This is a genomic window from Pelagibacterium nitratireducens, from assembly GCF_037044555.1.
GTDB lineage: Bacteria > Pseudomonadota > Alphaproteobacteria > Rhizobiales > Devosiaceae > Pelagibacterium > Pelagibacterium nitratireducens.
The window spans coordinates 2812818-2837547 of record NZ_CP146275.1 but is presented as its reverse complement, the minus strand read 5'-3'; the positions used below and the strand labels follow the sequence as shown (position 1 = coordinate 2837547).

The following is a 24730-nucleotide window of genomic DNA, read 5'->3' as shown; positions in this document are numbered from 1 at the left end:
CATTAAACTCTATCAAAACGATAGAGTGGATGGGGTGATGGAGTAAGATCATGGCCCTGTTCAATTTTAAATCCCGCTCCGGTGCCGGTATGCGCCGTTCTACGCTGCGCTCGATGATGCAGATGGATGCATCGCTGCTCAGCGATATGGGTTTGACCCGTTACGATATCGCAGAAGCAATGCGCCATGGCGGTGCTGCCGCCGGCCAGCTTCTCGATGCGCGCCGCAACGCGCGCGCAGCCCAATGGCTTCAGTGACCCCTTGCTGAAGTCCTGATCGGGCTCTTGGTTTGGCGTATTTTGCCGGTACGTCTGACCGTCCAAAGAGAGCCCGACCGAAACAGGGTCGATTTTGCCTATGACCTTGTTTCCTAGCCCCAGCCGGGCCGCTTGCGGTCCGGCTTTTTTGTGTCCGGACGTCAGGGCAGGGCGGCAAAGCCCTCGTCGAATCCATTGAGCGAAACGGGGATGCCGATTCCCTCTTCGGGTGTGCGGAACACAATGAAAATGGCATTCTCGCCGTCTGAGAGCTGGCTCATCAACTCGTCATCCATGACCACTTCGGCAACGCAGCCATTGGGCAGGCAGCGAACGAACGCGACGCGGCCCAGATCCTCGCCGTCTATGTTGAGCCCGAGCCCGTTCGGCAAAAGTACGCCCAGCGGTGCCAGGACGCGCAACAGCCGTGCTTCCTGATCGGCCGTCTTGAGCACGATCACCGAAAGCGCAACATTGGGCTGATCTTCGGCTGTAACGTTCTGGATCAGCGCGCATTGCTCCTCGGTCGCCCCGGGCACCAGGTCGCAGGTCATCTGCCAATCTCCATGCTGGGAGCGGACAGCGCCCTGCGCGGCTGCCGGGCCGGCGAGGCAAAGGGAGGCCACAATGGCGGCAAGTGGTGCGAGATGGCGCATGAAAGCTATTGTCTCCTGGCAGTTCCCGGCAAGCGGGCGGTTGTTGTGATGTGTCGGGCAGCAGGGCGGTTCTTGTCAACACGAGCGGGCCAAACCGGGCACAAATCCCACAACTGGGGCACCCATAAGGCGCCATTGGCGCAATTTGACGCACGAAATGTGACCTCCAGTCCAATTGCCTTGGTCAAAAACATGTGGTTTAGCTGCCACGAGAAAAATCGGGCACCCCAGTATGAGTCGGGAGCGTGCGGCGTTTGCCACGCGGAGCGGACATGCTAGGGAGCGCAATAACAAAAATTACGTTCAGGAGAAGTCCAGGTGACAGGATTTTCTTTCCGTCTGGTCAGAGCCTCACTCGCCGCGCTGTTTTTTGCGCTGATCCCGGCAATAGCCTCGGCTCAGCAGGTCGGTCATGCCGTTCCAGGTCAGATCGGCTTTCAGCCCGCGGTTACCCCGATCATGGATTCGATTATCGCGTTCCATGACAACCTCTTGATGTGGATCATCACCGCGATCGTGCTGCTCGTTCTGGTGCTGCTGATCGTTGTGATCGTGCGCTTCAACCAGCGCACCAATCCAACCCCATCGAAGGTGACGCACAATACGCTCATCGAGATCGTCTGGACCGTGGTTCCGGTTCTGGTTCTCTTTGTGATCGCCATTCCCTCATTTGGCGTTCTGGCCGATCAGCAGACCATTCCGGATGGCGAGCGTACCTATCTCGGGTCGCAGATTTTCGGCGGCGACGTCGAGGTCCCCGAGCCGTCCCTCACCATCAAGGCGACCGGCTACCAGTGGTACTGGGGATATGAGTATATGGACGAGGGCGTCGACTTCGTTTCGATCATGCTCGATGAAGAGCAGCGCGAAGCCAGCAAGCCCGACCAGCCACGCCTTCTGGCCGTCGACAACGAACTGGTTGTTCCCGTCAACACCACGGTCCGCGTGCTCGTCACCGCCGCCGACGTGCTGCACGCCTTTGCCGTCCCCTCCTTCGGCATCAAGGTCGACGCGGTCACCAGCCGCAACAACGAAACCTGGTTCTATGCCCGTGAAACCGGTATTTACTATGGCCAGTGCTCTGAACTTTGCGGCAAGGATCACTCGTTCATGCCCATCGCGGTACGCGTCGTCGAGCAGGACCAGTTCGATACATGGCTGGCGGCCGCGGAAGAAGGCAGCCTGGCCGACGCCAACACTGCGCTGATGGCGTCGATCCAGTAAGCGGCAAGAGAATTAGAAGGTAAGAACATGGCACACGCTGAAGCAGCTCATTCCGATGCCGCACACGGAGCTCCCGCCGGTTGGAAGCGGTGGGTCTATTCGACCAACCATAAAGACATCGGCGTCCTCTACCTGATCTTCGCGATCGTCGCCGGCATCATCGGCGGCGGGCTTTCGGGCTTCATGCGCTGGGAGTTGGCCGAGCCGGGCATCCAGATTTTCCCCGGCCTGGCCCAGATGGTCTATGGCGTTGGCGGCGACGCCTCGATCGATGCCGGCAAGCACATGTTCAACGTTTTCACGACCGCGCACGGTCTCACCATGGTGTTCTTCATGGTAATGCCGGCCATGATCGGTGGTTTTGCCAACTATTTCGTGCCGCTCATGATCGGCGCGCCGGACATGGCGTTTCCGCGCATGAACAACATTTCGTTCTGGCTCCTGCCACCCGCCTTCCTGCTGCTCCTGATGAGCCTGTTCATGGAAGGCCCCCCGGGCGCCATGGGTGTCGGCGGTGGCTGGACGATCTATCCGCCCTTTTCGACCTCGGGTCAGCCCGGCCCGGCCATGGACTACGCGATTCTTTCGCTCCATCTGGCCGGCGCGTCCTCGATCCTTGGTGCCATCAACTTCATCACCACGATCCTGAACATGCGTGCTCCGGGCATGACCATGTTCAAGATGCCGCTTTTTGCCTGGTCGGTGCTGGTCACCGCGTTCCTGCTGCTGTTGGCCCTTCCGGTTCTTGCCGGCGCCATCACCATGCTGTTGACGGACCGCAATTTCGGCACGGCATTCTTCGATCCGGCGGGCGGTGGCGATCCGATCCTGTTCCAGCACCTGTTCTGGTTCTTCGGTCACCCTGAAGTGTATATCATGATCCTGCCGGGCTTCGGCATCATCAGCCACATCATCTCGACCTTCTCGCGCAAGCCCATCTTCGGATATCTGGGCATGGTGATGGCCATGGTCGCGATCGGTGCGGTCGGCTTTATCGTGTGGGCGCACCACATGTACACGACTGGTATCTCGCTCAACACCCAGCGCTATTTCGTCGCTGCAACGATGATCATTGCGGTTCCCACCGGCGTGAAGATCTTCTCGTGGATCGCCACGATGTGGGGTGGCTCGATGCGGTTCACCACGCCCATGCTCTGGGCCGTGGGCTTCATCTTCCTCTTTACCGTTGGTGGTGTGACGGGCGTCGTTTTGGCCAACGCCGGCGCCGACCGCGCTCTGCACGATACCTATTATGTGGTCGCTCACTTCCACTACGTGCTCTCGCTGGGCGCCGTCTTTACCATCTTTGCGGGCTGGTACTACTGGTTCCCCAAGATGTTCGGCGTGATGTACAACGAGCTGCTGGGCAAGCTGCACTTCTGGATCATGTTCGTTGGTGTGAACCTGATCTTCTTCCCGCAGCACTTCCTGGGTCTGGCGGGTATGCCGCGCCGCTATATCGACTACCCTGACAGCTATGCGCTGTGGAACAGCGTCTCGTCCTGGGGGTATCTCGTGACGCTGGTGGCAATGGGCGTGTTCTTCTTCTCGGTATTCGAGGCCTTTGCCAGAAAGCGCAAGGCCGCCGACAATCCCTGGGGCGAAGGCGCAACCACCCTGGAATGGACCTTGAGCTCGCCTCCGCCATTCCACCAGTTCGAGACCCTGCCGCGCTTCAAGTAAGCCCGGCGAAAGACCGAACCGAACATTGGCAACCCGGGAGACCGGGTTGCGCTTTGAATTGAACCCCGAGCCGGAACCTCACATTGGCTTACGCAGACGACAGCAACCCGACCACAACCGTCGATCTGGGCGGGCAGGTGGAAGACTATCTGGAGCTCTTAAAGCCCCGGGTGATGCAGCTTGTCGTCTTTACCGGCTTTGTGGGCATGCTGGTGGCGCCTGGTGGTATCAATCCGGTGATCGGGTTCATCGCCATATTGTGTATCGCAGTGGGGGCCGGTGCCTCGGGTGCGCTCAACATGTGGTACGATGCCGATATCGACGCCATCATGAGCCGCACGCTCAACCGCCCGATCCCTTCGGGTCGTGTCACGGGCGAAAACGCGCTGGTCTTTGGTGTCACGCTTGCCGGATTTTCCGTGGCAACGCTTGGTCTTGCCACAAACTGGCTGGCAGCCGGGCTTTTGGCGTTCACGATCTTCTTTTATGCCGTGATCTACACGATGTGGCTCAAGCGCTCGACGCCGCAGAACATTGTGATCGGCGGGGCGGCCGGCGCATTTCCGCCGATGATCGGTTGGGCGGCGGTCACGGGCAGCGTTTCCTGGGACTCACTGATTCTTTTCATGATCATCTTTTTGTGGACGCCGCCGCATTTCTGGGCGCTCGCACTCTACAAGAAGGGCGACTACGAGGCCGCCGGCATCCCGATGCTGCCCAATGTCGCGGGTGAGCGCGCCACCCAGAACCAGATCGTCATCTACACCATCCTGCTCACGGCGATAGGGTTCGGTCCGGTCCTGACCGGCCTTGTGGGCTGGTTCTATGCCATTCCAGCCACAATTTTAGGCGTCGCGTTCTCTGTTCTGGCCATTCGTCTGCGCTTTGCCGAAGGCGTCGAGATGAAGCGGCGGGCCCGCGTCCTTTTCACCTATTCCCTGCTGTACCTGTTTGTGTTGTTCGTTGCGCTGCTGGCCGATGTGGGCCTGATCAGATGGTTTGGAGTGCTCTGATGACCGTCGAGCAGAATTTGACCGAACAACAGAGGGAAGCCTTCCTCAAGCGCCGCCGCAAGCGTTCAATCGCCATCGGCATCGTGCTGGCTGTTCTGGTCGCGATCTTTTACGCGATCACCATTGTCAATATCGGTCCCGAAGTCATGGTTCGGGAGCTCTAGACCATGGCATCGATCCATCACAATGCGGATCTGGGCGGCAACAAGAAGATGCTACGCTGGCTCGTCGGCATCCCTACCGTCATGCTCGCGCTCTCGTTTGCCTCCGTGCCGCTTTACAACATTTTCTGCAGTGTAACGGGTTATGGCGGAACCACCCAGGTGGCCGAGGAAAACGCCAAGGGCGTAATCGCCCGCGAAATGGCCGTTCGGTTCGATTCGACGATCGATCGCGGCATTCCGTTGCGTGTGGTGCCGGCCAGTGTCGAGACCAATGCGATCGGCACCATCTCCACGGTTACCTATCGCGCGACCAACCTGTCCGACGAACCGCTGCGCACGACAGCAAGCTTCAACGTGACGCCGGAAAACACGGGCATATATTTTAACAAGATCGAGTGTTTCTGCTTTACCGAGCAGGTTCTTGCGCCCAATGAAACCGTCGAGATGCCGGTGACCTATTTTATCGATCCCGACCTCGACGAAAATTCTGAATTGCGTACAATCCGCCAGATTACGCTGTCTTATACATTTCACGATTCCTAACGGGGGATAGACCCAACATGGCAGCCCATGCAAAGAACCATGACTACCATCTGGTAGATTTGAGCCCATGGCCGTTTATCGGCTCGTTTTCGGCCTTTTTCATGGCCGTCGGTGGCATCATGTGGATGCACGGTGGCGTGCCCTGGCTCTTTGCCGCAGGCCTCATTGGCGTGTTGGGCACAATGGCCTCCTGGTGGGCTGACGTCATCAAGGAAGCCAATACCGGCTACCACACCCCGGTGGTCCAGCTTCACCATCGCTACGGCATGATCCTGTTCATCGCCTCGGAGGTGATGTTCTTTGTTGCCTGGTTCTGGGCTTATTTCGAAGCTGCCTTCTACCCCGATGAAATCGCTCAGGTCGGCCGCGTCGCCTTTACCGGCGGCGTCTGGCCGCCGCAGGGCGTCGAAGTGTTCGATCCCTGGCATTTGCCGCTTTTCAATACGCTGGTTCTGCTGCTTTCGGGCACCACAGTCACCTGGGCGCACCACGCGCTGCTGGAAAATGATCGTGAGGGTCTCAAATGGGGCCTGATCCTGACCGTACTGCTCGGTGCCCTGTTCTCCACTGTCCAGGTTCTTGAATACACGCAGGCCCATTTCTCGTTCTCGGGAAACATTTATGGCGCCACCTTCTTCATGGCCACCGGTTTCCATGGCTTTCACGTGTTCATCGGAACCATCTTCCTGCTCGTCTGCCTGATCCGGGCCTATGCCGGCCAGTTCACGCCCAAGCAGCATCTCGGTTTCGAATTCGCTGCCTGGTACTGGCATTTCGTTGACGTGGTCTGGCTGTTCCTCTTTGCCTCGATCTACGTCTGGGGCTCATGGGGCGCGACCGTCGGCGGCCACTAACCTCTAAGGAAAGGCCGGGAGCGCTTGAAGCGGTCCCGGCATATCACATGGCTGAACATTCTGAGGGGCTTTCCCCACTCGCGACCGGACTTAGGGGCCGCTGTCCGCGTTGTGGCGAAGGCCATCTTTTTTCCGGCTTCCTCACAGTTGCCGAGAGCTGCGATGCCTGCAGGCTCGATTTTTCCTTCGCCGATAGCGGGGATGGTCCCGCTGTGCTCATCATGTTTCCGGTCGGCACCATCGTTATTGCAGGCTGGCTGATCACCGATGCGCTTTTCGGATGGCCGGCAGTCGCGCAATTGGCCATCTGGTTGCCCATGACCCTGATCCTGTCGCTGCTGATGCTGCGGCCCTTCAAGGGCGTGATGATAAACTTGCAATACAAGACCGGCGCTCGGCCCGGCGGTGAACTGGGCGAACGGGACGACGACTAGAGCGTGTCCAGCAAAAGTGGAAACGGTTTTGCGGTTCGGACACGCGACAAAGCAAGGGTTTAGAGCCAAGGATTTGATTCAATCAAATCCTGAACGGCTCTAGAGCGTGTCCAGCAAAAGTGGAAACGGTTTGAGCGATTCAGAGAGAAGCGAGAATGCTCAGATGGCCGATGCCAGCCAGACCCGGCCGCGTTGGGGTTTCACCCAGATCAGCTTCGTGGTGTTCATGGTCGGCCTGATGGGGCTGTTCATCGCGCTCGGAACATGGCAGGTCGAGCGCCTTGCGGAAAAGGAAGCCTTGATCGCGGCCGTCGAAACGCGCTTCGATCTTGCACCACAGCCATTCCCAGCGTCAGAGGACTGGGACGCGCTCGATCCGCAAGAGCTGGATTATGCACGGTTTGAGCTGACCGGCACCTTCGACAACTCCTATACGGTTTTGGTCTTTACCAATGTTCCCGATCCGGCAGGCCGCTATGGGGGCGTGGGCTACTGGGTAATGGCCCCCTTTTTCCTCGATGATGGTGGGATCGTCTGGATCAATCGGGGCTTCGTTCCCCAAGCTGCTGCCGCCGATTTTGCCGATGGCGGGGCCGCGCCCCAGGGGCGGGTAACGATCGAAGCGGTCACGCGCCGGCCCGAACAGGCCAATAGCTTTACCCCTGAGCCCGATCTTGCCGAGGGACGTGAATGGGTCCGCAACCCGGAACGGCTCTCGGCTTTTCTCGATGATGCGGCCGGGCCGATAGCGCCGGTCACGCTCGACAGGGTCGCCGGTGAACCCGGCGAGTTGCCGCAGGGCGGCGAAACTCAGATTACCTTTCCCAACCGGCATCTTGAATATGCTGGCACCTGGTATCTGTTTGCCGTCATTACGCCGATCATGCTCGGCTTCTGGCTGTGGCGTCAGCGCCGGCCCAGAAATCTTGCTCATGAGGAAAAGGACAATTAGGGTGCGTCCCGATGTCCAGGAGGGTGCTTCTTTAATGCAGTATGTCAGCACGCGCGGTCAGGCGCCCACACTCGGATTTTGTGACGTTGTGCTGGCCGGACTGGCGCGGGATGGGGGGCTTTATGTTCCCGCCGAATGGCCCCGATTTACCGCCGAGGAAATCCACAATTTCGGCAATCGCCCCTATCAGGATGTCGCCCTCGCCGTGATCTCCAAATTCGTGGGCGACGAAATCGATCAGGCCGATCTCAAGACCATGATCAAGTCAGCCTATGCCGGGTTCAATCATCCTTCGGTCACGCCGCTGGTCGAACTCGAACCGGGGCACTTCGTTCTCGAGCTCTGGCATGGCCCGACGTTGGCCTTCAAGGACGTCGCGATGCAATTTCTGGCGCGGGTGATCGATCACATCCTCGGCCAGCGCGGCGAGCGGGCGACCATTGTTGGGGCAACCTCAGGCGATACCGGCTCGGCTGCCATAGAAGCCTTCCGCGGTCGCCAGAACACCGATATCTTTATCCTCCACCCCAAGGGGCGTACCTCGGAAATCCAGCGCCGCCAGATGACCACGGTGCTTGACGACAACGTCTTCAACATCGCGCTCGAAGGCACGTTCGACGACTGTCAGGCCGTCGTTAAAGCCATGTTCAACGATTTCGCCTTCCGCGACGGCGCAAAATTGAGTGGCGTCAATTCGATCAATTGGGGCCGCATCGCCGCGCAAATCGTCTATTATTTCACCTCCGCGGTGGCGCTCGGTGCACCGCACCGCAAGATCACCTTCGTGGTTCCCACCGGCAATTTCGGCGATATCTTTGCCGGCTATGTCGCAAAGCGCATGGGTCTGCCCATCGAAAAACTGGTGATCGCCACCAATTCCAACGATATCCTGCGTCGGGCCGTAAAGGTCGGTCGCTATGACAAGCGCGGCGTTACGCAGACCGTCAGCCCCTCGATGGATATCGAAGTGTCATCGAACTTCGAGCGCTTGCTGTTCGAGGCTCTCGACCGCGATGGCGACAAGACGGCAGCGCTGTTTGCCTCGCTGGCCCAGTCCGGCGGATTTACCATCCCCGAACCGGCGCTCGATACGATCCGCGAGGAGTTCGGGACCGGTATGGCCGACGAGACCGCCACCAGGACGATCATTTCTGACGTTCTGGCCCACTCCAATTATCTTATCGACCCGCACACCGCCGTCGGCGTTGCCGTGGCGAGGGGGTTCAATTTCGGCCACACGCCGCTCGTCACACTTTCGACCGCTCATCCGGCCAAGTTCCCTGAAACGGTCGAGGCCGCAACCGGGCGCCATGCCGAACTGCCCGCGCACATGGCCGATCTGGGAACCCGCCAGGAGCGGTTCACGGTTCTGGCCAATGACGAAGTCATCGTGAAAGACTATATCCGCGCCAAGACACGCGCCTGGGAGGACTGATTTTGACGGTACGCACGACGACCCTCGATAATGGCATGACCGTTATCACCGACTCCATGCCCCATCTTGAAAGTGCGGCTATGGGCGTCTGGGTCAAGTCCGGTTCGCGCAGCGAGACCGAGCAGCAACACGGTGTTTCGCATCTTCTCGAACACATGGCCTTCAAAGGGACCACCCGGCGGTCGGCCCGAGAGATTGCCGAGACCATCGAATCGGTGGGCGGTGATATCAACGCGGCGACCTCGATCGAACATACAGGCTATTTCGCCCGCGTCCTCAAGGACGACGTGGCCCTTGCGGCCGATATCCTTGCCGACATCTTGCAGAATTCCGTTTTCGACGAAAACGAGCTGGCCCGCGAACAGCGCGTCATCTGCCAGGAAATCGGTGCCACCCACGACAATCCCGACGATCACGTCTTCGATCTGTTTCAGGAAGCAGCCTTTCCCGATCAGCCCATCGGGCGCACGATCCTGGGCACCGAAGGGTCTGTGCGCGGCTTCAGCGCCGACACCATCCGCGCCTATATGGACCAGCACTATGTGGGTGATCAGATGGTCATTTCGGCGGCCGGTCACGTCAACCACGATGAACTGGTCGACCTCGCCAATGACCGCTTCCACCAGCTCAAACGTACGGGCGCTCCTACACCGGAAAAGGCCAACTATGTGGGAGGAGAGTTCAAGGAAATCTCCGACCACGAGCAGGCCCATATCGTGCTTGGACTGGAAGGACGCCCTTACAATTCCGACGGATTTTACGCTGCGCAGATCCTGTCCACCATCCTTGGCGGCGGCATGAGTTCGCGCTTGTTCCAGGAAGTGCGCGAGCGGCGGGGCCTGTGCTATTCGGTTTACGCGTTCCACTGGGCCTTTGCCGACAGCGGTGTATTCGGCGTCGCAGCGGCAACGGGGGCCGAGGATGTCGAGGAACTCTTGCCCGTCATGCTCGAAGAGTTGCAGAAATCGACTCGCGACATCACCGATGCCGAGGTCAGCCGCGTCCGCGCGCAGATCAGGGCGGGTCTTTTGATGTCGCTCGAAAGCCCTTCGTCGCGGGCCGGTCAATTGGCGCGGCAACAGATTTTGTGGGGCCGACCCATTCCGCTCCAGGAAACGGTCGATCGCATCAACCGCATCGATGCCGAACGCGTGCGCCATGTCGCGGGCCAGATGTTTTCCCAGGCCAAGCCTTCTATCGCGGGCATCGGGCCGGTAAAGGGTATCCCTGACTATTCGCGCGTCGCGGACAGCTTCAAATAGGGGCCACCGCTCCATGTTCACCTTCGGGGCCATCCGCCAGACGACTCCGGAAATCCGCGGGGATGGTCTGGTCTTGCGCTCGCCGCGTCAGAATGACTATGAGGCTTGGCGCAAGCTGCGGCTTGACAGCCGGGCGTTTCTGGTTCCATTCGAGCCGCGATGGTCCGAGGCCGAGCTTTCAAACCGCAGCTTTGCCGCTCGCGTGCGCCGCAACCGCCGTGATGCTCTCTATGGCACCGAGTTTTCCCTGTTCATTTTCACCCAGCATGGTCGGCTTTCCACGCTAGTCGGGGGCATGACTCTGTCCAATGTCCGGCGCCGTGCCTTCCAGAATGTGACCCTTGGTTACTGGATGGGCGAACAATTCGCGGGCAAGGGCATTATGACGCGCTCGGTTGCCCTGATCTTGCCGTTTGTGTTCGACAGTTTGAACCTCCATCGCATCGAGGCGGCCTGCCTGCCCGATAACATGGCGTCGCGCCGGGTCCTTTCGGCCAACGGCTTTCGCGAAATCGGAATTGCCGAAAACTACCTTCAGATCAACGGCGAGTGGAGGGATCACATGCTGTTTGCACTCACCCGTGAGCACTACGACGATCTTGCCGGTTGAAACCCGCCTTCGCTTGATTGCCAAACGGCGACAAATCCCGCTACCACTGAATGTTGAATTAGGATCGTTGATTAATGACGTTTAAGCCCGTTCGTTCTCTCGTCTTTCTGACCGTGCTGTGTGCGGCACTGGCCGGGCTGGCGGGGCGAGCGATCGCGTTTGAAGTCGTCACGATTCCTGATGGGATCAACGCGGTCAATCTCGGCGCGGCGCTCGATGTTCTTCCCGGCGAGGATGGGCGCGTCCAGATCAGCACTGCCCCGGGCGAAGACGGAATTATCCGCCGCATCGAGATCGTTTCGATTACCGAAGGCGCCAATCCCAATTGGGCTGTCTTTGCGCTGCGCAACGAGAGCGACGTCCAGATCGAGCGATTGCTTGTTGCACCGTATTTCCGGCTTCCGGGTTCTGGCGTCTTTCATCCCGATCTCGGGTCGGCCCGCATAACCGCACTGACGCCCAGTCATGGTCTGCGGCCTGAGCGCGTTCCCGATTCGGAAGCTGATGTTTTTGATGTTGTGATCGATCCGGGCGCCACCGTCACACTGGTCGCTGAACTGCAGTCGGCAACGCTGCCCGAGCTATATCTCTGGGAGCCCGATGCCTATCGCGACTACAAGAATTCCTTCACGCTGTTCCGGGGTACCGTTCTGGGGATTTCGAGCCTTGCAGCGGTCTTTTTGACGATCATGTTCGTGGTCAAGGGCAGGGGCGTCTTTCCGGCCACTGCACTGCTGGCCTGGGCTGTGCTTGCCTATCTCCTCATCGATTTCGGCATATTCGGCCCGCTCATCGGTGTTTCCAACGCACTCATCCAGCCCTTCCGGGCGGCGGCGGAGGCCGCACTTGCCACGACCCTGTTTGCGTTCCTGTTCATCTACCTCAACCTGCACCGATGGCATTTCAGGTTCACCCATGTCGCCATGGGGCTTTCGGCGGTTTTCCTGGCGCTCTTTGTCTATGCATTCTTTAACCCCGCCCTGGCTGCGGGCATCGCTCGGACATCGCTGGCCCTGATCGGGCTAGGGGGTCTGTTTCTGGTGCTGCTGCTCTCTATCCGCGGCTATGACCGGGCTGTTCTGCTGGTGCCAACGTGGGTGATCTATCTCGCCTGGCTGACCTACGCCTGGATGGTCGTTTCGGGACAGGTCTCCAATGACATCGCTCAATCCGCCGTCGCCGGTGGTCTGGTGCTGATCGTCATGCTGCTTGGCTTTACCGCCGTCCAGCACGCGTTTTCCGATGGGCAGGTCTCCATCGGCGCGTTGTCCGAGGTCGAACGCCGTGCGCTGGCCATGACGGGCTCGGGTGATTTCGTCTTTGACTGGAATATCGACCGTGACCGCGTGAACGTATCCGATGAACTCGCCATCCGGCTCGGCGAGCGCAAGGGTGCCCTGCGCGGCGCGATCAAGCGATGGCTCGATCGCGTCCACCCCGAAGACCGTGACCGGTTCCGCACCGCGCTCGATACCCTGATCGAGCTCAAACGCGGCAAGGTCAATTCCGATATCCGCATATCGGGCTTTGACGGCAGCTTCCGCGCATTCCGTATGCGGGTCAAACCGGTGCTGGGCGGCGACGGCCAGGTTAACCGCATCGTGGGAACGCTTCAGGACGTGACCGACGAGCGCGCCGGGCGCGACCGGCTGTTGCACGACGCCATCCACGACAGCCTGACCGGCCTTCCCAACCGCCAGCTTTTTCTCGACCGGCTCGAGCGGGCGCTGTTGCGGTCGCGCGAATTCAGCGAAGTCAAACCGGCGGTCTTTCTTGTCGATCTCGACAAATTCACCGATATCGACGAGCGCATCGGCCACATGGCGGCCGACTCCCTGCTTCTTGCCGTTTCAAGGCGCCTGTCTCGCCTGCTGCGGCCCCTTGATACTCTGGCGCGCATCTCCGGCGACCAGTTTGCCGTCGTTCTGCTCTCCGAGCAATCGGCCTCCAAGATCGCCGACATCGCCGAACAGATGCGCAAGGCCCTGCGCAACCCGTTCAATTTCGGTGATAGGGACATGACCCTGACCGCTTCGATCGGCATCACGATATATGACAACAAGCCCGTCAAAGCCGAGGATGTGCTGCGCGACGCCGAATTGGCCATGCACTACGCCAAGCGTCACGGCGGCGACCGGATCGAAGCCTTCCGCGCCGCAACACGCTCGATCGCCGTCTATGCACAGGCTTTGGAAGACGATCTCAAGGAGGCGCTGGAGCGCCGCGATCTCCAACTTCTTTATCAGCCCATCGTCGACATCCAGAACGACAATCGCATAGTGGGCGCCGAAGCGCTCATGCGCTGGAACCACCCCGAGCGCGGCCAGGTCAGCCCGTCTGCATTCATCCCGCTGGCCGAAAGGACCGGTCAGATCGAAAAGTTGGGGCGGCTGGCGTTTGAAGAAGCTGCCGAACAGACCCGCCAATGGATATCCGCCATCAAGCTGCCGGAAAGTTTCTTCGTCTCGGTCAATCTTTCGGCCGCACAGTTGACCAGCGAAACCCTGCTCAACGACATGAAGACGCTTGTCGCGCAGCACAAATCGGTGGCCGGGCACATGAAGCTCGAAATCACCGAAAGCCAGGTGATGGGCAATCCCGAACATGCCGTTTATATGCTCGAAGCCTTCAAGGAACTCGGGCTCGGGTTGGCACTCGATGATTTCGGGACCGGGTATTCCTCGCTCTCTTACCTGCATCGCTTCCCGTTCGACACGATCAAGCTGCCCGCACCTTTCGTGCAGATCCGCGATGACAGCGGTATTTCCCATACCCAGATTCCGATTATCAATTCAGTGGTTGGCCTGGCGCGCGAACTCGATCTGGCGCTGATCGCTGAAGGGGTGGAGACTGAGGACGAGATTGCCCGGCTCAAAAGCCTCAATTGCCGCTACGCACAGGGCTTTGCCTTCGGCGCGGCCATGCCCGGCGCCGAACTGCAGCGCCGGCTACAGGCGCAACTGGCCGCCAAATAGCACGGCGACACTTGGAAATCCGCTATGCGTTGCCGGCAACGGGGCTGAGTGTGGCGCGGGTGACGCCCAGTGCCGCCAGCGCCGCTTCGTATTTCTTGCTCGCCGGCAGGGAAAACAGCAATTCCTTGGAGGGAGCCGCGGTCAGCCAGCCATTGGTCCGCAATTCGTTCTCGAGCTGGCCCGCGCTCCATTCGCAATAGCCCAGAGCCAGAAGGCTCGCATCGGGTCCCTTGCCCGACATCATGGCGCGAAGCACATCGAGCGTTGCCGTCAGGCACACATCGCCATCCACGGCAAAGGAATTGCCGTCGCGGAAATAGTCCGAAGTGTGCAGTACAAATCCGCGGCTTGAATCGACAGGGCCGCCCTTGAAGACGCTCTGATGCAGAAGCCGTTCCGGGATGCGAATGGCATCGTCGCCGTCGTCTTCGAGATCGATCTCGGCAAGAACGTCGGAAAGGTGCATGTCATCCATTGGCTGGTTGACGACCAGCCCCATTGCGCCGTCTTCGCCATGCGCGACAAGATAGATTACCGCCTCGGCAAAACGCTCGTCGCCAATATCGGGCGTTGCGACGAGGAACTGTCCTTTGAGCGTGTCCATACCAACTCACTTTCTGTCCGCCGCCCGTTTATAAACGTAAAGCTTTCCGGCCGGGTTTCAAATCCCCAATGATCACGAAGCGATGATCGAACATCCCTTTCCCATGCCCCATTGCTCCACTAATGGTTTTTCCATGAAGAGTGTGATTGCCATATTTGCTGCCTTGTCCATCGCCGTGCCGTGCCTGGCCTCGGAAACCGAATGGGTCGAGGTCGCCCAGGACGTTTCGGTGCGGCTTGTTTCATCCGACACGCTCGGTGACGACGGCATCGTCTGGATGGGCCTCGAAATCGATATGCCCGCCGATACGAAGACGTATTGGCGTGTGCCGGGCGAAACCGGGCTACCCCTGGTTATCGAAACCGCAGGGTCGCGCCACATTCAGGGTGTCGAAATTGCATGGCCCTATCCCAAACGCGAGGTCGCCGAAGGCTATCTTGACCACGCATTTTACGGCCACGTCCTTTTCCCGCTCGCTGTCGCGGTTGACGGTGATGCCCCCATTCTCGTGGCCGATATCACAATGGGTGTCTGTTCCGATATCTGCGTGCCGGCCAATTTAAGCCTTGAGATCGCGCCCCCGCTCGATGCACCGGACGGCCCTAACGACTTCCGCATCAGACAGGCCCTGGCTGCCGTCCCGCTACCTCTCGACGGCGAGGGTATACTGGGAGCCGCCCGGTTTGACATGAAGGCTGAGGCGATGATCGTCGACCTGCTCGATCCCGGCTTCGACTACACCTCCATGATCGCCCATGTCGCCGATTCGAACCTTGTTTTCGGCGAGCCTGAGATCGTGGAGCCTGGCCGTTTGTCCTTCGCCCTTCTTGGACGCGCCGGACCGGAAACTCTGCGCGATGCTTCTGCCCATTTCACCTTCGACAGCCAGGACGGTCCCTTCGAGATCATCCGTCCGCTCGCCGGGAATTGACGATAGTCGCCCGATAGCGGGCAATGCGCCTTTGCCGGCCTCGACGCGGGTCGATAATTCTCCTATGACAGAAATGAATCGAGTGCACGCAGGCGCGGCCGGCCAACCTTAGTCTGGCCGTATTCGTCTTGTGTCTGTCTTAGTTATAGCTTGAGGACTTCCATGACGATCCAGCCCGGCCAGCCCATTGCTTCGGTGCCAGTAAAACACGTGACCGAAAGCGGCGTTGAAGATGCAACCAGCGCCGATATTCTGGGCACTGGCACCGTGGTGTTTTTCACCGTGCCGGGGGCCTTTACGCCAACCTGCCATCTCAACCATCTGCCCGGCTATCTCGCCGCCGCCGATCAGCTCAAGGCGGCAGGCGTGGACAAGATCGTTTGCGGTACGGTCAACGATCATCACGTGGTCAAGGCATGGGCGGAATCAACCGGGGCCCTTGGCACGATCGAATTTATCGCCGATGGTCTGGGTAAGCTTGCCAGCGCGCTCGGACTTGAACGCGACCTGTCCGGCGGTGGTCTCGGCATGCGCTTTAATCGCGCCTCGCTCTTGATCCGCAACGGAATGGTCGAGACTGTAAATGTCGAGGGCGCACCCGGTGAGGTTACAAGCTCGGGTGCACCGGCAATGCTCGAAGCGCTCAGGAGCTAACGGATTGGGAAGGACGGGGACGATGATGGGTTCGGTATTGCGTATGGCGGCGGGCACGGCATTGGCCGCGCTTCTGGCCGGATGTTCGATGGGTTCGATGTTCGGCGGTAGCGATGATGCGAGCTATGCCAATATCAACGCCAGTCAGACCCAGGTCGCCCAGGCGGCCAGCGGTGCCCTGCCGGCCATTGCCACCGAATGTCCACCGATCCGCATACGCGAGGGTGCCGAATTTTACCGGACCTATGCCGGTAATCGCACTTCGGACTCCACGGCCCTGCGCTATCAGGGTGTGATCGATCGCGTGTCGCGCAACTGCGTTGTGTCGAACGGCGTCATAACCGTCCAGATGGGTGCCGTCGGCCGTGTCATCGTCGGGCCGTCGGGCGGCGAGGGCAACATCACGATGCCCCTGCGCTTTGCGGTGCAGCGTGACGGACTGGCGGTCTTTTCCCAGCGCTATGACGTCGCTGTCGCGGCCAGCCCCTCGAGCGCCAACGAATTCAGCCAGACAGTGGAAAATGTGGCCATTCCCTATGTGGGCGGCGAGCAGATCACCATTTTCGTGGGCTTTGATAACTAGAGCGTTGACGAGGCCGGGACTTTCTTCCATGGTCCGGCCATCAGCGGGAGAGATCCTGGCCATCGAGCCGGGACGCCGAAGGAGCAACCGCCCCGGAAACTCTCAGGTACAAGGGACCGCTGAGCCCAAGCACCTTGCCTCAAGGCAAAGCGATTGGGCGAAAGAGGTTGGACCCAACCTGCGCCAGGCAGGTTGAGGATCGGCCAGAACTCTGGAAAGCGGAAGCGCAGGCTTCCCACCGACGGGTGTAGCCGGGTCTTGTGGCAAGCAAGCCGCCCGGGAAATCTCTCAGGTTGACCGACAGAGGGGGCACTACGTTACGATGCATTTCCAATGCGTCGTTGTGTGGTGCCGTCCATCGTGTAACCCGGAGAGACCGATATGGCCGCAGAGGCCCAGACCGACCTACTCAAAACGGCGCTTTATGACCGCCATGTCGCTGCCGGCGGCAGGATGGTCGAATTTGGCGGCTACGCGCTGCCCGTCCAATATGCCGGGATCGTTGCCGAGCACAATCATACACGGCAAGCCGCGAGCCTGTTTGATGTCTCGCACATGGGCCAGGTCGTCATAACCGGTCCCGACCACAATTCGACAATCGCCGCCCTCGAAGCCCTCACGCCCGCCGATCTGGCGTCCCTCGCTCCCGGTCAGATGCGCTATACAGTGCTGCTCAATGACGAGGGTGGAATTGAGGACGACCTTATCATCACCCGCCCCGCCGAGGGTCAGGAGCCAGATGGGGTGATGTATATGGTGGTCAATGCGGCCCGCAAGCACCACGACCTCGAATTCATCCGCGCCAAGGCGCCCGCAGACGTAACGTTCGACCTGCGTGATGATATTGCGCTCATCGCGCTGCAGGGCCCCCGTGCCGCCGAAGTGCTTGCCGAGCATTCAGACATCACCGGAAAGCTCGGCTTCATGCAGGCCGGCCCCGCCGTGGTCGGCGGTATTTCCGTCAACGTCTCGCGTTCGGGCTACACCGGCGAAGACGGTTTTGAGCTCTCGGTGACCAACCAGGACGCGCCAGCGCTGTTCGACCTGCTGGTTGCCGATCCGCTGGTTGAACCGGCCGGACTTGGCGCACGCGACAGCCTGCGGCTCGAAGCCGGGCTTTGTCTTTACGGTCACGACATGACCGATACGATCGATCCGGTTTCTGCCAGCCTGCTGTTTGCCATCGGCAAGCGCCGCCGGACCGAAGGCGGCTTTACCGGGGCCGATGCCGTCCTTGAGCGCCTTGCCAAGGGCGCCGATGACAAACGTGTGGGCATCCGCTTCGAGGGTCGCCAGCCTGTCCGAGAGGGCGCTGAGCTTGTCGATGCGAGCGGCACGGTCATCGGCAAGATCACCTCGGGCACCTTCGCTCCTACGGCCCAGGCGTCGATAGCCATGGGCTATGTGCCCGCCGACATCGCCAAAGAAGGCGAGCCCGTCACCGCAATGGTGCGCAGCAAGCCCATCGTCGGCACAATCGCTAAAATGCCTTTCGTTCCACAGCGCTATTACCGCAAACCGACCTGATCCAGAGGGGACCTCACCATGACCACCCGCTATACAACCGACCATGAATATGTCCGCACCGAAGGCAAGATCGGCACGGTCGGCATTTCCAGCTTCGCCCAGGAGCAGCTTGGCGACATCGTGTTCGTCGAATTGCCCGCAGTTGGCGCCAGCTTCAAGAAGGGCGAAGAAGTCGCCGTCGTTGAATCGGTCAAGGCCGCTTCGGAAATCTATGCGCCGGTTTCCGGAACCGTGACCGAGATCAACGACGCCCTCTCCGATGAGCCCGGTCTTATCAATACCGACCCTGCCGCCGGCGGCTGGATCTTCAAGCTCGAATTGTCCGACGAAGCCGAACTCGAAGGCCTCATGGACGAAGCCGCCTACGCCGATCACACGGCCTGACCCTTTTTGATCTGAACCGGAGCCGCGATGCGCTATCTCCCCCATTCCGCCGCTGACCGCCAGCACATGCTGGCCACGATCGGTGCGTCTTCCATCGATGATCTGTTCGCCGCCGTGCCTGAATCGGTCCTTGGCACCTTCAGCCCGGATCTGCCCGATCACCAGCCAGAATTTGCCGTGGAAGCGCATATGCGCGGGCTGGCGAACGCCAACCATGCCGCAGGCGATGGCCCGTTTTTTGTCGGCGCAGGCGCCTATCGCCATCACGTTCCAGCTACTGTCGATCATCTGATCCAGCGTTCGGAATGGCTCACCGCCTATACGCCCTACCAGCCTGAGATTTCTCAGGGCACGCTCCAGATGCTCTTTGAGTTCCAGACCCAGGTCGCAAACCTGACCGGCATGGATGTGGCCAACGCCTCGATGTATGACGGCTCGACGGCCACGGCCGAGGCCGTTCTGATGGCGCGGCGCATCACCAGAAAGAACAAGGTCTTCCTCTCTGGCGGCCTGCATCCGCAATACCGCGACACCGTCGTCACCTACCTCTCGGGAGAAGAAGGGCTCGAATGCCTGGCGCCGTCGCCCGAAGGGCAGGGCGATATTGTCGACCATATCGATGACGATACCGCCGCCATCGTCATCCAGACCCCCGATTTCTACGGCCACCTTCGCAATGTCTCGGCGTTGGCCGAAGCCGCCCATGCAAAGGGCGCTCTGCTGATCGTCGTCGTCACCGAAATCATCTCGCTGGGCCTTCTCGAAGCACCGGGCGCCCTCGGCGCCGACATTGTGGTTGCCGAGGGTCAATCGCTGGGCAACCCGCTGACCTTTGGTGGTCCCTATGTCGGACTTCTGGCCTGCCGCGAGAAATTCGTGCGCCAGATGCCGGGCCGGTTGTGCGGCGAAACGATCGATGCCGATGGCGAGCGCGGGTTCGTCCTAACGCTCTCGACCCGCGAACAGCACATCCGCCGCGAAAAGGCGACGTCCAACATCTGCACCAATTCCGGTCTGTGCGCGCTGGCCTTCACCATTCATCTCTCGCTCTTGGGCGAAAGAGGACTGACCCGGCTTGCAAAGCTCAATCATTCGCGCGCCGTTGCGCTGGCCGATGCATTGGCAGCGGCGGGGATTTCTGTTCTCAACACATCCTTTTTCAACGAAATGACCGTGCGATTGCCATCGCCTGCGGCCCCTGTGGTCGAAGCTCTGGCGGCCAAGGGCATCCTCGCCGGCCTGCCGGTTTCGCGGCTCGAGCCGGACAAGCCTGACGTGGAGGATCTTCTGATCCTCGCCGCGACAGAGCTAGCGACCGACGCCGATATCTCCGCGCTTGTCGAAGCACTGAAGGGAGAAATTGCATGAGCATGAACACCCAGGGCCGACCAACCACTCCCACTGCCGCAATGGGCTCCGCCGGTTCAGGGCCAGCCGCTTTGCTCCCCGCCGAACCGCTTCTCTTCGAGATCGGCGACCGCGACCATTCCGGTGTCGACCTGCCCGATATCGAGGTCTCCGACGACCGCCTCGGCGGCCTGCGCCGCAAGAGTGAGCTTGATCTTCCCGGGCTCACCGAACCCGAAGCCATGCGCCACTATGTGCGCCTTTCGCGCCGCAATTACTCCATCGATTCGGGCATGTATCCGCTCGGCTCGTGCACCATGAAGCACAATCCTCGGCTCAACGAAAAAATGGCGCGGCTGCCGGGATTTGCCGATATCCATCCGCTCCAGCCTGTCTCGACAGTGCAGGGTGCCCTCGGCGTCATGGAGCAACTCAGCCATTGGTTGATGGAGTTGACCAACACCGCCGCGGTAGCGCTCTCGCCCAAGGCCGGCGCGCATGGCGAACTCTGCGGCATGATGGCCATCAAGGCCGCCCATGAGGCAAAAGGGCAGGGGCACCGCAAGATCGTGCTCGTGCCCGAAAGCGCCCACGGCACCAACCCGGCAACGGCCGCTTTCCTCGGCTACTCGGTTAAATCCATCGATGCCAATGAACACGGCACGGTCGATGTCGAAGCCGTCATGGCGGCGCTCGGCGATGACGTCGCAGCCATCATGCTGACCAATCCCAACACTTGCGGTCTGTTCGAATCCCAGATCATTGAGATCGCGGCGGCCGTTCATGACGCTGGTGCCTATTTCTACTGTGATGGCGCCAATTTCAACGCCATCATGGGCGTTGTGCGGCCGGGCGATCTGGGTATCGACGCCATGCACATCAATTTGCACAAGACCTTTTCGACGCCTCACGGCGGCGGCGGACCGGGCGCCGGCCCCGTCGTGCTGTCAGAAGCTCTTGCACCATTCGCGCCGGTTCCATTCCTGCGCAAGGATGGGGAAAAGATCGGGCTGGTCGAGCACGTCGAGGGCGATGCCTTCGGGCGCCTGACGGCTTTCCACGGCCAGATGGGCATGTATGTGCGGGCCTTGACCTATATGCTCAGCCATGGCGCCGACGGACTGGCGCAAGCGGCGCGTGACGCGGTGCTCAACGCCAACTATCTCAAGGCGCGTCTCGAAGATCTGTTCTCAGCACCCTTCAACGGACAGCCGGTCATGCACGAAGCGCTGTTTGATGATTCCTTTCTCAAGGGAACGGGTGTCTCCACGCTCGATTTCGCCAAGGCGATGATCGACGAGGGGTTCCACCCCATGACCATGTATTTCCCCCTTGTCGTGCATGGCGCCATGCTGATCGAGCCCACCGAAAGCGAGTCGCTTCAGACCCTTGATGCGTTCGTTGCCACAATGCGGGAACTGGCGGAAGACGCTCGTGCCGGCAATGCGGAACGGTTCACATCGGCACCGATGCGGGCCCCGCTGCGCCGGCTGGACGAGACCCGCGCAGCCCGCCAGCCACGCCTGAAATGGAGCCCGCCGGACGACAGTCTCCAGGCTGCGCAATAGCAATCGCGCCTCTCCGCTGCTGGCGGGGAGGCAAAAACACCTTTGATCGGCACGCCAAACCCCTTAAACTTCGACGGTACTAGTCGGAGGGCGTCAATGTCGAATATGAACCCCCACGTGCTTGAAACCTTCCGGTTTCAGGCCGAGGCCTGCCGAAGTCTGGGCTCCCCATTCACCGCTACTGTGTGTGACCTGCTTGCCGAACGGCTGACCGATTCGTCGCGTTTTGGTGCGCGGATATTGAACTGGCCCGATTCGGCCCGGGCCGATGCCATCGCCCTGCGCGCCACTGGGGCGCTCCACGCCCTGGTCCGGTCAGGCAATGCCCGCGAACTCGCTTCGCTCTATCCGCCATTGGAAGCCAGGCCCGATCAGCTTTGGGAAGCCGTTGAGAAGGCGATCGAAAAGCACGACGATTTCCTGCACGATTTTCTCGACAGCCCGCCCCAGACCAACGAGGTCATGCGTTCGTCCGCTCTGCTCGGCATGGCCCTGCGGCTTGCAGAAAGGCTGAAAATGCCTTTGGCGCTCTACGAGATCGGCGCCAGCGCCGGGCTGAACCTTGCTTTCGATACCTATCATTATGCCCTCGGCAACGATCGCGAATGGGGCGACAGCAATGCGCTCGTCAATATCGAGAGTGAATGGCGCGGCCATATTCCCTCGCTCGAAACCGAGCTTGAGATCGCAAGCCGCCAGGGCTGCGACCGCAACCCGCTCGACCCGCATTCGCCCGAAAGCGTCGAGCGCCAGCTTGCCTATATCTGGGCCGACCAGCACAATCGCATCGGTCGTGTTTCGGCCGCCTTGTCGGCCGCCGCGTCCCGGCCCTATGACGTCGAGCGGGCCGACGCAGCCGACTGGGTCGCCTCAAAACTGGCCGAAACACCCCAGTCGGGAGTGGCGCGGGTATTTTTCCACACCATCGTCTGGCAATATCTACCCAAGCCCGTCAAGGATCGGATCACCGAGACGTTTGAATTGGCCGGCGCGAACGCGACCGCCGACACTCCGCTTGTCTGGATGTATATGGAAGCCGAGGGCCATGCCGCCGGTGCGGTGCTCAAGCAGACGGTCTGGCCGGGCGGGGAAAAAGAAACCGTCGGACTGTCCGACTATCACGGTCGCTGGGTCGACTGGACATAAAAAACGGCCCCGGAGCATTTCCGCGACCGCTTTCAATTGGCAGGACCAGGCTTAATCGAGCGCGGCAACAGCGATGATTTCCACCCGCAGATTGGGCGAAGCCAGGCGGGCCTCATAGCAGGCACGGGCCGGCGGATTGGCCGGATCGATCCATTTGTCATAAACCGAATTCATGGCTGCAAAATCGGCGATGTTGGTCAGCAGCACCTGTACTGACAGCACCTTGGATTTGCTCGTTCCTGCCTCGGCCAGCAGGGCATCCATCTTCTCGAGCACCTGGGCGGTCTGGGTTTCGATGGTGGCGAATTCATCCTTGGCCACCTGACCGGCGAGATAGAGCGTATTGCCGTGTTTGACGGCCTGGCTCATGCGCGGGCCGGAATGAAGGCGTTCAATGGTCATCGGGTTTCTCCTTGTGGTCCTGATACAAAAACGGGCCCCGTGGGGCCCGCAAAATCGGTCTGATGCATTGGCTCAATTGAGCCGGCTGGCCACGTCCTTGATCGACTGATCGACAAGCGCGCCGCCGTTGTCCTTGACCTGATCGGCAAGGATGAGGCGGGCGGCCTCGATGGCCACATCGGCGGAGCGGGCGCGAACATCGGCAAGCGCCTGCGCCTCTGCCTGGGCAATCTTGTCTTCCACAGCCTTGGTGCGGCGGGCGACCATGTCTTCAAGCGCGGTTTCGGCCTCGGCCGTCATGCGTTCTGCTTCGTCCTGCGCGGCCGCAACGATCTCTTCGGCTTCGCTTTCGGCGGCCTTGCGCTTGCGCTCATATTCGGCCAGCAACGCCTGTGCTTCCTCACGCAGACGCTTGGCTTCGTCCAGATCGGATTCGATCTTGGCGATGCGGCTGTCGAGCGCCTTGGTAACGAAGGCCGGGACCTTGAAATAGATCACGATCCCGAAAAAGATGAGGAGAGCGATAAAGGCCCAGAATGTGGCATCGAGTTCCATGTCGGGCTACTCCTTGCTGGCCTTGGCAACCGCATCGCGGGCAGCCTTGACGGGCACTTTGCCGATGAGCTGAGCGACGACCGCCTGTGCGGTATCCGCGGCGATTTCGTCGACATGCCCCATCGTTTCGGCCTTGGTCGCAGCAATCCGCTCTTCGGCCGATGCGACCTTCTTGGCGAGATTGGCTTCGACCTTGGACCGGGCCGTGTCGAGCTTGGTCTTGTTCTCGGCGCGGGCGGCTTCGGCAATGCCGTGAGCATTCGAGCGCGCCTCGGCGAGTGCTGCCTCATAGGAAGCGATCGCCTGATCGGTTTTCTGGCGTAGGCGCTCGGCTTCGGCCAGATCGCCTTCGATCCGGTCGCGGCGTTCCTCGAGGATTTCGCCGATCCGCGGCAGCGCCAGCTTTTTCATGACGAAATAAAGCGCGGCAAAAGTAATGGCCAGCCACAATAGCTGGGAAGGGAATGTCGTCGCGTCGAACGGGGGAAACACGCCCGAGACGTGCTCTCCGCCATCCGCACCGACCACTTCATGGGTTTCGCCGTCCGGAGATTCTTCGAGCGAAATGATGTGGTCTTCGAGCGGCTCGACGGCCTCCTCGAGTGCGGTTTCCTGTGCCTGGACCTGGCTAATCATGCGCTATCCGCCAATTGAAAAGTCTGGTGTGCCGGCCAATGCCGGCACATGGCAAGGCAGCCGAAGCGTGCTCCGGCCGCCTTCAAATATTCTGTTGCGGAAATTAGACCGCGAACAGGAGCAGAAGGGCAACCAGGAACGAGAAGATGCCCAGAGCTTCGGTCACAGCGAAACCGAAGATGAGGTTACCCGACTGGCTGGGAGCAGCCGACGGGTTGCGCAGTGCACCCGACAGGAAGTTCCCGAAGATGTTGGCCACGCCAATGGCGGCGCCGGCCATACCGAAACATGCAATGCCTGCACCGATGTACTTTGCGGCTTCAGCTTCCAT

General features: G+C 60.3%; 27 protein-coding genes and 2 riboswitches. Of the genes, 21 read left to right on the top strand and 6 right to left on the bottom strand.

The genetic code is table 11. The features are described from left to right. Positions 1–50: 50 nt before the first annotated feature. Positions 51–257, top strand: a complete 207-nt coding sequence (locus V6617_RS14020) for a DUF1127 domain-containing protein (protein WP_338607579.1) — start codon at positions 51–53, stop codon at positions 255–257. Positions 258–418: 161 nt separating this feature from the next. Here V6617_RS14020 and V6617_RS14015 read toward each other — a convergent pair whose 3' ends face one another. Continuing rightward, entirely contained in the window at positions 419–913 is a 495-nt protein-coding gene (locus V6617_RS14015; protein ID WP_338607578.1) for an invasion associated locus B family protein, read from the bottom strand. A gap of 318 nt (positions 914–1231) precedes the next feature. Between V6617_RS14015 and coxB the strand changes: the two genes are divergently transcribed. From coxB to V6617_RS13955, 12 genes are all read left to right on the top strand, one after another. Further along, entirely contained in the window at positions 1232–2137 is a 906-nt protein-coding gene (gene coxB / locus V6617_RS14010) for a cytochrome c oxidase subunit II (protein ID WP_338607577.1), read from the top strand. A gap of 27 nt (positions 2138–2164) precedes the next feature. After that, positions 2165–3820: a cytochrome c oxidase subunit I gene (gene ctaD / locus V6617_RS14005; RefSeq protein WP_338607576.1), complete on the top strand. Its 1656-nt coding sequence runs from the start codon at positions 2165–2167 to the stop codon at positions 3818–3820. 83 nt (positions 3821–3903) lie between these two features. Then, the gene (locus tag V6617_RS14000) at positions 3904–4833 is read left to right on the top strand and encodes a heme o synthase (RefSeq protein WP_338607575.1); all 930 of its coding nucleotides are present in this window, start codon (positions 3904–3906) and stop codon (positions 4831–4833) included. Beyond that, positions 4833–4997: a hypothetical protein gene (locus V6617_RS13995; RefSeq protein WP_338607574.1), complete on the top strand. Its 165-nt coding sequence runs from the start codon at positions 4833–4835 to the stop codon at positions 4995–4997. The genes V6617_RS14000 and V6617_RS13995 overlap by 1 nt, the downstream gene beginning before the upstream one ends. 3 nt (positions 4998–5000) lie before the next feature. Further along, a complete protein-coding gene (locus V6617_RS13990; RefSeq protein WP_338607573.1) occupies positions 5001–5540 on the top strand; it encodes a cytochrome c oxidase assembly protein in 540 nt (179 codons plus the stop codon). Between the two features lie 17 nt (positions 5541–5557). Further along, a complete protein-coding gene (locus V6617_RS13985) occupies positions 5558–6394 on the top strand; it encodes a cytochrome c oxidase subunit 3 (RefSeq protein WP_338607572.1) in 837 nt (278 codons plus the stop codon). Positions 6395–6441: 47 nt separating this feature from the next. Beyond that, positions 6442–6828 (top strand): DUF983 domain-containing protein, encoded by a 387-nt coding sequence (locus tag V6617_RS13980; RefSeq protein WP_338607571.1) that lies wholly within the window; start codon positions 6442–6444, stop codon positions 6826–6828. Positions 6829–6958: 130 nt separating this feature from the next. After that, positions 6959–7780, top strand: coding sequence for an SURF1 family protein (locus V6617_RS13975; RefSeq protein ID WP_338607570.1), 822 nt, complete (start codon positions 6959–6961; stop codon positions 7778–7780). Positions 7781–7814: 34 nt separating this feature from the next. Further along, positions 7815–9215 carry a threonine synthase gene (thrC, locus tag V6617_RS13970; protein ID WP_338607569.1) on the top strand — a complete coding sequence of 467 codons (1401 nt, stop codon included), beginning with the start codon at positions 7815–7817 and terminating at the stop codon, positions 9213–9215. 2 nt (positions 9216–9217) lie between these two features. After that, a complete protein-coding gene (locus tag V6617_RS13965) occupies positions 9218–10477 on the top strand; it encodes a pitrilysin family protein (RefSeq protein WP_338607568.1) in 1260 nt (419 codons plus the stop codon). Between the two features lie 13 nt (positions 10478–10490). Beyond that, on the top strand, positions 10491–11087 hold the full coding sequence (locus V6617_RS13960; protein WP_338607567.1) for a GNAT family protein: 597 nt from the start codon (positions 10491–10493) through the stop codon (positions 11085–11087). A 74-nt stretch (positions 11088–11161) separates the two neighbouring features. Continuing rightward, positions 11162–14062 carry an EAL domain-containing protein gene (locus V6617_RS13955; protein WP_338607566.1) on the top strand — a complete coding sequence of 967 codons (2901 nt, stop codon included), beginning with the start codon at positions 11162–11164 and terminating at the stop codon, positions 14060–14062. A 22-nt stretch (positions 14063–14084) separates the two neighbouring features. On the opposite strand, the gene V6617_RS13950 is transcribed toward V6617_RS13955, so the two are convergent. After that, positions 14085–14666 carry a YqgE/AlgH family protein gene (locus tag V6617_RS13950; protein ID WP_338607565.1) on the bottom strand — a complete coding sequence of 194 codons (582 nt, stop codon included), beginning with the start codon at positions 14664–14666 and terminating at the stop codon, positions 14085–14087. Between the two features lie 133 nt (positions 14667–14799). Here V6617_RS13950 and V6617_RS13945 point away from each other — a divergent pair, with 133 nt between their 5' ends. The 8 genes from V6617_RS13945 to V6617_RS13910 all read left to right on the top strand — a co-directional run bounded on the left by V6617_RS13945 (position 14800) and on the right by V6617_RS13910 (position 22806). Next, the gene (locus V6617_RS13945) at positions 14800–15597 is read left to right on the top strand and encodes a protein-disulfide reductase DsbD domain-containing protein (RefSeq protein WP_338607564.1); all 798 of its coding nucleotides are present in this window, start codon (positions 14800–14802) and stop codon (positions 15595–15597) included. Between the two features lie 162 nt (positions 15598–15759). Further along, positions 15760–16251: a peroxiredoxin gene (locus V6617_RS13940; protein ID WP_338607563.1), complete on the top strand. Its 492-nt coding sequence runs from the start codon at positions 15760–15762 to the stop codon at positions 16249–16251. A 22-nt stretch (positions 16252–16273) separates the two neighbouring features. Beyond that, positions 16274–16834 carry a hypothetical protein gene (locus tag V6617_RS13935; protein WP_338607562.1) on the top strand — a complete coding sequence of 187 codons (561 nt, stop codon included), beginning with the start codon at positions 16274–16276 and terminating at the stop codon, positions 16832–16834. Between the two features lie 34 nt (positions 16835–16868). Beyond that, positions 16869–16963: riboswitch (glycine riboswitch) on the top strand. A gap of 72 nt (positions 16964–17035) precedes the next feature. After that, a riboswitch (glycine riboswitch) is annotated at positions 17036–17148 on the top strand. 67 nt (positions 17149–17215) lie between these two features. Further along, positions 17216–18361, top strand: coding sequence for a glycine cleavage system aminomethyltransferase GcvT (gene gcvT, locus V6617_RS13930; RefSeq protein WP_338607561.1), 1146 nt, complete (start codon positions 17216–17218; stop codon positions 18359–18361). 18 nt (positions 18362–18379) lie between these two features. Continuing rightward, positions 18380–18745 (top strand): glycine cleavage system protein GcvH, encoded by a 366-nt coding sequence (gcvH, locus tag V6617_RS13925; protein WP_338607560.1) that lies wholly within the window; start codon positions 18380–18382, stop codon positions 18743–18745. Between the two features lie 27 nt (positions 18746–18772). Beyond that, positions 18773–20113 carry an aminomethyl-transferring glycine dehydrogenase subunit GcvPA gene (gcvPA, locus tag V6617_RS13920; protein WP_338607559.1) on the top strand — a complete coding sequence of 447 codons (1341 nt, stop codon included), beginning with the start codon at positions 18773–18775 and terminating at the stop codon, positions 20111–20113. Then, on the top strand, positions 20110–21660 hold the full coding sequence (gene gcvPB, locus V6617_RS13915; protein WP_422394786.1) for an aminomethyl-transferring glycine dehydrogenase subunit GcvPB: 1551 nt from the start codon (positions 20110–20112) through the stop codon (positions 21658–21660). Before gcvPA ends, gcvPB begins: the two co-directional genes overlap by 4 nt. A 96-nt stretch (positions 21661–21756) precedes the next feature. Next, on the top strand, positions 21757–22806 hold the full coding sequence (locus V6617_RS13910) for a DUF2332 domain-containing protein (protein ID WP_338607558.1): 1050 nt from the start codon (positions 21757–21759) through the stop codon (positions 22804–22806). Between the two features lie 51 nt (positions 22807–22857). Here V6617_RS13910 and V6617_RS13905 read toward each other — a convergent pair whose 3' ends face one another. The 4 genes from V6617_RS13905 to V6617_RS13890 form a co-directional block, all read right to left on the bottom strand. Next, positions 22858–23208, bottom strand: a complete 351-nt coding sequence (locus V6617_RS13905) for a RidA family protein (RefSeq protein WP_338607557.1) — start codon at positions 23206–23208, stop codon at positions 22858–22860. A 72-nt stretch (positions 23209–23280) separates the two neighbouring features. Beyond that, positions 23281–23763: an ATP F0F1 synthase subunit B gene (locus tag V6617_RS13900; RefSeq protein ID WP_338607556.1), complete on the bottom strand. Its 483-nt coding sequence runs from the start codon at positions 23761–23763 to the stop codon at positions 23281–23283. A 6-nt stretch (positions 23764–23769) separates the two neighbouring features. Beyond that, the gene (locus V6617_RS13895; protein ID WP_338607555.1) at positions 23770–24399 is read right to left on the bottom strand and encodes a F0F1 ATP synthase subunit B; all 630 of its coding nucleotides are present in this window, start codon (positions 24397–24399) and stop codon (positions 23770–23772) included. Positions 24400–24502: 103 nt separating this feature from the next. Continuing rightward, complete coding sequence (locus V6617_RS13890) at positions 24503–24730, bottom strand: F0F1 ATP synthase subunit C (RefSeq protein WP_014129708.1); 228 nt, start codon at positions 24728–24730, stop codon at positions 24503–24505.